Raw genomic sequence first — 6,587 nt, 5'->3', positions numbered from 1 at the left:
CTGGGGCAGCACTTCTATGTCAAGAGGCGCTTCACCCATTGAGATACAAAGGTCTCTTATTGCGTCGATTACGGCGATCATATTGTTTGTACAGGAATAGCGGCCAAATTTAGTGAAAATAGGGATGCCAGCGCATTTGGCAATTTTCAGGGAAACAGGCGCTCTGCTTTTTCTACCGATTCAGGTTTCCCCACATCAATGAACAGCGAACCGCTGTGGTCAAAGGCGCGGATGGTTTGGGTTCTGGCAAGTTGCAGGTACACATCCACCATGGAAAATTTGCCCTCCTGGTGGATCATCGGCAGCATCGCCGGATCAAATACATGGATGCCGCTGAATGCTTTCTGGATATAGGTTGCGGCGGGTCTGCTGATCTTCTCCTCTCCGGTATTCACGTTCCGCCATCCGGCAAGGGTATCCTGCTCATCAAATAAGAAGTACCGGGAAGTTGACCTGTCAGAAACCGCCAGCGTTGCAAGCGGTTGAAAACTTTGATGTGCTTTTAACATGTCGCCCAGGTTGAGATCGGTAAGAATATCAACATTGATGATCACTACCGGCGATTGGGTCTGACTGAAAAAAGATGCGGCTTTCTTAAGCCCGCCTCCGGTTTCGAGCACAGCATCGGTTTCATCACTGATGGTAATGGTACTGCCCCATCCATCATTCTGAGTGATAGCGTTGGTGATCTGCTCTGCAAAATGATGCACATTCACCACCACATTGCGGATGCCATATTGCTGCAGGTATTCGATATTCCTTTGAAGCAGGGATTTGCCATTGATGATGGCCAGGGCTTTGGGATGCTTGTCCGTCCAGGGTTTGAACCGGGTGCCAAGGCCTGCGGCAAAGATCATGGCAGAGGGTTGCTGCATAGAATTCATTTTAGTTTTACTCAAGCTGTGCGCAGTCGCTCGCGGGGCCGCGAGCGACTGTATCCTGAAAGTGTTACAGTACGATATTCTGTACCAGCCTGCTCTTGGCAGGGTAATCAGTGTTGTAATGAAGGCCGCGGCTTTCTTTGCGGAACTGGGCGGCTTTCACAATGAGGTAACTGACTGTGATCATATTGCGAAGCTCACAGAGCTGCGGGGAAACAGTAGTGGCCTCATACAGTACTTCGGTTTCCTCCCAGAGCAGGTCGAGGCGGCGGAGCGCTCTTTCCAGACGCACATTGGTCCTTACGATACCCACATAATCACTCATGATCTGCTGCACTTCTTTCAGGCTCTGCGTGATCAGGATCATTTCCCTGGGCTCGGAAGTTCCGGTGGTGTTCCAGTCTGGGATCGGCAACAGGTCATCGTTTTCCCTGCGCTGCAATGTGCAGTCGAGGAAGGCGCGATGCGCGAACACCATGGCTTCCAGAAGGGAATTGCTGGCCAGGCGGTTGGCGCCGTGAAGCCCCGTGCTGGCGCATTCTCCGGCCGCATAAAGATTGCGGATGCTGGTTCTGCCCCATTCGTTGGTTTTGATGCCGCCGCAGCTGTAATGTGCAGCAGGTGCTACGGGGATCATATCTTTTGTGACATCGATACCGATGGACCTGCATTTCTCGTAGATATTGGGGAAATGCTCCGTGAATTTTTCCAGCGGTATATGTCTAACGTCTAAGTATACGTGCTCTGTACCGGTGATCTTCATTTCACTGTCGATCGCACGGGCCACGATATCGCGCGGAGCCAGGTCTTTGCGCTCATCATATCTCTCCATGAAGGCTTCTCCTTTCTTGTTGCGGAGGATACCGCCATCACCACGAACTGCTTCGGTAATGAGGAATGATTGTCCGCGTACGCCTGGCTCATACAGGGCTGTTGGATGGAACTGGATGAACTCCATATTTTCGATCCTTCCCTTGGCGCGGTACACCATGGCAACGCCATCGCCGGTAGCAATATTGGGATTGGTAGTGGAGCGGTACACCTGGCCATTGCCGCCGGTAGCGAGCAAGGTGGTGCGGGCCAGGATCTTTTCAATTTTATTGGATTGAAGGTTCAGCACATACACGCCGTAGCATTCGATATCGGGTGTTGACTTGGTAACCAGGAATCCCATATGGTGCTGTGTGATGAGGTCCACCACAAAGCAATGTTTGATGATCTCGATATTGGGATGGGCAGCCACGGCTTCGAGCATGGCCCTTTCGATCTCCTTCCCTGTTACATCCTTGTGGTGCAGGATGCGGAACTCGCTATGGCCACCTTCTTTGCCGAGCTTGTAATCACCATCGGCTTCCTTATCAAACTGTGTTCCCCATCCGATCATTTCCTGGATCCGGTCCACCCCTTCTTTCACTACAATTTCCACTACGGCTTTATTGCAGAGGCCGTCACCGGCAATGAGGGTGTCTTCGATATGTTTCTCAAAGCTGTCGCGCTCAAAATCAGTTACACCGGCGATGCCACCCTGTGCGTACTTGGTATTGGTTTCATCGGCGCTGGTCTTGGTGATGACCGTAACCTTCTGATCCGGGTACTTTTCTGCGGCTTTGAGCGCAAATGTGAGCCCGGCAATTCCTGAGCCTATCACTAAAAAATCAGTCTGCATACTATTTCAATTCGGGCGGTAAAATTATGAGTTATTGCGGGATTGCAGATATTTCCTGCTTCCTGTTACCAGTAACAATTGTGCCAGGCAATAGGTTGTCATCACCAGCAAGGAGGCGGCCTTGAAGCTTTGGTGGAATTTATCCAGCGCCAGCAGGCTGTCCGACACCACAAAAAGCATGGCTCCTGTAACGCAGAAGGCCCCTGACAATTGTGCGGGAAAATGAAAAGCATGTATGGCCGCGAGCAGCATGGCTCCCAGCACTGAAGCATACACCAGCACCGGGACCTTAAGCGGTCCTGCGCCAGGTTTAAGGATATAGAACAGTACTGAGATATAAATCAGCATCAGGAACACCACGATCGGGTTCCAGGGTTTCCCGGGCCTGTTCTGTTTTTTTACGCGAAGGAAGAAAAGAAGATAGAAGATATGCGCCACCAGGAAGCTGACCAGCCCGGCCATAAAGAAAATTTCATTATTGGCGGTAAAGAGCAGGAAGATGTCCCCGCCACAGGAGAAGATCAGGGCCCAGGTAACTAGCATCCTTCCACGGCTGTCCTGCAGATAATAGCTCAGGAACCAGACCAGCAGTAAGATCATCAGCAGTGGTTTGGTAAAATAGCGGAGGGTGGTGCAGTTGAGATAAACTGCCACCAGGTCTGCCATCACATCCAGCAGGAAAAGGTAGAGCCAGCGTTTATTGGCTGACCTCATGGAGAACTGATCAATATTCAATCGTAAAGGCGTATTTAGCAGGATCGTTAATTACATCCAGCAGATTGTACCGCACCGTCACGGTCCTTTTATCCTCCGATACTTTCAGCAGGGGATTGCTTACATTTTTAACAGAACCCGGCAGTTTGAAACTGGAGGTATAGATGATTTCCATGCCTGAGTTGGCCATCTGTTTCACATCGCCTGCCTGCGGCCTTTCCATCAGGGATCTGTACTTTTCAGCATCCAGCTCTTTCTTGATAAGCCCTTTATCCAGGGTTACTTTATAGAGGCTCACGATATCCTGGAAAACCGCTTCGGAAGAGTCTTTCGGCGCTTTTTCCTTTGAGCCTTTGTTCATGAGGCCGGTGAAGGAATCCTTCATCAGCGCGCCCTGTCCTTCCATCAGGCTTTGCAGTTGTTCCAGGTTCTGGTAAGGAACGTTGAGATTGATCTTGAATAATTTCTCTTTGATATTCATTTTTACAGCGATCTTTCCATCCTTCATCCAGCCATTGGCCTTTACAGTGGCTTCATCGGCTGAATCGAGAAAGGATTGCATGCTGATCACCGTATCATATACTTTATCCAGCCCACCTTTTGTCATTTCCTCTTCGCCCGCAAAGGATTGCATCAGTTCAATCAGTTGGCTCAGATCCATGCGTGATTCATAAACGCCGCTGCCATTCTCATTGATCACCACTTCTTCATTCACTTCATAGCAGCTGATCAGGAAAGCGATAAGGCCAAAAACCAGGGTGAACCTGAGAAACTTCATAAACCAATTCATTTTACACAAGGTAATGGTTTTACCCAATACTCAACTGGTACCAGAGGTTAAAAGTAAGGGTCTGGCGGGGGCTCATCCGGATCAGTCCCATTCCATTATTGAAGGCATTGGGAGCGCCGCTCAGGTTCTCTATGGCAATACTGTTCCGGTGGTCCGGCGTATATATCTGCAGGTAAGGATAGCGATGATTGGTATAGAATGCAAGTTGCAGCTTGTTTTCAGGATTGTAAAGCACGCAGCAGGGCAGTCCTTCTTCATGTTCCAGGAGGAAACAGGTATCCAGGAACCGGTTGCCGATAACGGCGCCGTTGAGGAAAGTATCATCGTAAATAGTATTACCCGTAGGAACTATCTGCTCATTGGATTCCAGCATGGTATCTGAGCGGAACTGCATTTCGTACTGGTCAACCTTGCCGCCCAGGCTGAAATAAGGATGCCATCCATCCTGCATGGGAATGAACTCATCTGTGAGATTGATGACAGTGGTTTCCACCTGCAGCGCTCTGTTGGGATGCAATGCATATTTCACTTCACAGATATATTCAAATGGAAATCCGGCGTCTGCTTTTTTGTAATGATGCCGGAGGCGGATAGCAGCATGCTGGTCGTCCGTGAACTGATCCACCAGGTTGAAGGGCTTGTTGTAAAGCAGTCCGTGAATAGCGGTACCATCATTGAAACGATTGGCGAAATGGTATGTTTTATCATCAAAACTATACTGGCCATCCGGGATGCGGCAGGCGAAGGGTGACAGCTTTGCGCTTTTGTAAGAAACAGCCAGATCCTGCTCCAGATCTGCTTTTCCGCTATAATTGGCAATGATATTGATCCTGCCGCTATCAAGCGGCACTTCAAAGCCATGCAGCAGGGCTCCATATGCAGGAAGTATACTGATTGTTGTGCCAGATGCCTTATCTTGCAATCTGAGAAGCTCGAGGTCGTTGTCGGTTTGCCGGTCGATCAGAAAACTCATAATTTCCGTTTTGAAGTAGATTTTTTAAAATTAAATCATTTTCACAGATATGGCGATAGTAGAACGTTTGCGTAAGAAATTCCGGGAGTTGTATGGACAGGAACCAATTGTTGTTGCCGCCCCGGGACGAGTGAACCTGATCGGAGAGCATACGGATTACAACGAGGGTTTTGTGCTGCCCGGCGCAGTGGACAAACGCATGTATGTGGCCATAGCAGCGGTTTCCGAGCCTGCTATCACCATTTATGCCAATCAGTTCAAAGAATCTTTCACCTTCAATCCCGAAGAAAGCCTCCAGCCTGTTTCCGGCTGGATGAACTACCTCCTCGGAGTTACCCATCATATCAAAGCTGCCGGAAAAACTGTCGGCGGCGCACAGGTGCTGATCGACGGCGATATTCCCGTGGGCGCGGGCATGAGCTCTTCCGCAGCGCTCTGCTCTGCATACGGATTTGCACTCAATGAATTGTTCAACCTCGGTCTAAGCCGGATGGAGCTTGCCTTCATCGGACAAAAAACCGAACATACATTCGTTGGTGTAAAATGTGGTATCATGGACCAGTTTGCCAGCCTGCATGGTAAAAAAGGTCATGTAATGAAACTCGATTGCCGCAGCCTGGAATATGAATACATTCCTTTCGATTTTCCCGATCATAAGATCGTTCTTGTAAACAGTATGGTTACACATTCGCTCGCCGGCTCCGAATACAATGTCCGCCGCCAGCAATGTGAAGAAGGTGTAAGCATAATCAGAAAATCTTACCCTGCAATCAAATCGCTTCGCGATGTAAAGCTGGAGATGCTGCAACAGCACCAGCATGATATGAGTTCCGTTGTGTTCGATCGCTGCTGGTATGTGGTAACAGAAGAAGAACGTCTGATCAGTGGTTGTGACGCTTTGCAGCATGGAGACCTGGATACTTTCGGCAAACTGATGATCGCAACACATAACGGCCTCAGCAAGCAATATGCCGTAAGCTGCACGCAGCTCGACTTCCTGGCTGAACGCGCCGGATTTATCGAAGGCGTAGTTGGCTCAAGGATGATGGGTGGTGGCTTCGGAGGATGTACTATCAATATCGTTCATACTGAAATGGTAGACAGCTTCAGAGAGAAGATCCAGAAATCATTTGAAGGCCTGTTCAAGGTTACACCGGAAGTGTATGTGACGCAGATTGAAGATGGCACGCATGTAGTGAACAGTGAAGTGTTCAGCTGATACGTAATCAATAAAAATAGTGAGGCTGCGTTTCGTATGAAACGCAGCCTTTTTTGTAAGCTCAACTTACTAACCCGGTTCTATTATATTTGTTGCTCTGCAAACAATCTGTTCTCCATCCCTGCACTCTTAAACAGATCATAAACAGCATCTGTCACACCTTCTTCCAACACATTGAACTTCCTGAATATCGCCGCCATCATTTCCAGTGCGGCTGCTCCGTTAGCAGTGATCAACTGATCACTCACCACACAGGGAGTGTGAACATACAATTCGTCCCCACTGTATTCCGGCGCCAGGTCTTTCAGGTAGGCCAGATCGTTACTGGTATGCGGAACCCGGTC

Annotated in this window: 7 protein-coding genes; 1 reads left to right on the top strand and 6 read right to left on the bottom strand. The window is 49.2% G+C overall.

The window, feature by feature from the left end; all coding sequences use genetic code 11:
• Nucleotides 1–146 precede the first annotated feature (146 nt).
• From ACTHMC_RS12485 to ACTHMC_RS12465, 5 genes are all read right to left on the bottom strand, one after another.
• Nucleotides 147–875, bottom strand: a complete 729-nt coding sequence (locus ACTHMC_RS12485) for a nucleotidyltransferase family protein (protein ID WP_440413459.1) — start codon at nt 873–875, stop codon at nt 147–149.
• Nucleotides 876–948: 73 nt separating this feature from the next.
• The gene (nadB, locus tag ACTHMC_RS12480; RefSeq protein WP_440413458.1) at nt 949–2,547 is read right to left on the bottom strand and encodes an L-aspartate oxidase; all 1,599 of its coding nucleotides are present in this window, start codon (nt 2,545–2,547) and stop codon (nt 949–951) included.
• A gap of 24 nt (nt 2,548–2,571) precedes the next feature.
• The gene (locus tag ACTHMC_RS12475) at nt 2,572–3,261 is read right to left on the bottom strand and encodes a lysoplasmalogenase (RefSeq protein ID WP_440413457.1); all 690 of its coding nucleotides are present in this window, start codon (nt 3,259–3,261) and stop codon (nt 2,572–2,574) included.
• Nucleotides 3,262–3,271: 10 nt separating this feature from the next.
• Entirely contained in the window at nt 3,272–4,039 is a 768-nt protein-coding gene (locus ACTHMC_RS12470; RefSeq protein WP_440413456.1) for a hypothetical protein, read from the bottom strand.
• 31 nt (nt 4,040–4,070) lie between these two features.
• A complete protein-coding gene (locus ACTHMC_RS12465; RefSeq protein ID WP_440413455.1) occupies nt 4,071–5,024 on the bottom strand; it encodes an aldose 1-epimerase in 954 nt (317 codons plus the stop codon).
• 49 nt (nt 5,025–5,073) lie between these two features.
• Here ACTHMC_RS12465 and galK point away from each other — a divergent pair, with 49 nt between their 5' ends.
• Nucleotides 5,074–6,243 (top strand): galactokinase, encoded by a 1,170-nt coding sequence (galK, locus tag ACTHMC_RS12460; RefSeq protein WP_440413454.1) that lies wholly within the window; start codon nt 5,074–5,076, stop codon nt 6,241–6,243.
• A gap of 83 nt (nt 6,244–6,326) precedes the next feature.
• Here the strand turns inward: galK and ACTHMC_RS12455 are convergent.
• On the bottom strand, nt 6,327–6,587 hold a 261-nt coding region (locus tag ACTHMC_RS12455), incomplete at its 5' end, for a hypothetical protein (RefSeq protein WP_440413453.1).

The organism is Pseudobacter sp. (assembly GCF_051955275.1).
Taxonomy (GTDB): Bacteria; Bacteroidota; Bacteroidia; order Chitinophagales; family Chitinophagaceae; genus Pseudobacter.
The sequence above is the reverse complement of the archived record's forward strand: the minus strand, read 5'-3'. Positions and strand labels throughout refer to the sequence as shown.

Bases quoted from the DNA above. Each gene is read 5' to 3' on its own strand.
- ACTHMC_RS12485 (WP_440413459.1), bottom strand. From the start codon at position 875: ATGCAGCAACCCTCTGCCATGATCTTTGCCGCAGGCCTTGGCACCCGG.
- nadB (WP_440413458.1), bottom strand. From the start codon at position 2,547: ATGCAGACTGATTTTTTAGTGATAGGCTCAGGAATTGCCGGGCTCACA.
- ACTHMC_RS12475 (WP_440413457.1), bottom strand. From the start codon at position 3,261: ATGAGGTCAGCCAATAAACGCTGGCTCTACCTTTTCCTGCTGGATGTG.
- ACTHMC_RS12470 (WP_440413456.1), bottom strand. From the start codon at position 4,039: ATGAAGTTTCTCAGGTTCACCCTGGTTTTTGGCCTTATCGCTTTCCTG.
- ACTHMC_RS12465 (WP_440413455.1), bottom strand. From the start codon at position 5,024: ATGAGTTTTCTGATCGACCGGCAAACCGACAACGACCTCGAGCTTCTC.
- galK (WP_440413454.1), top strand. From the start codon at position 5,074: ATGGCGATAGTAGAACGTTTGCGTAAGAAATTCCGGGAGTTGTATGGA.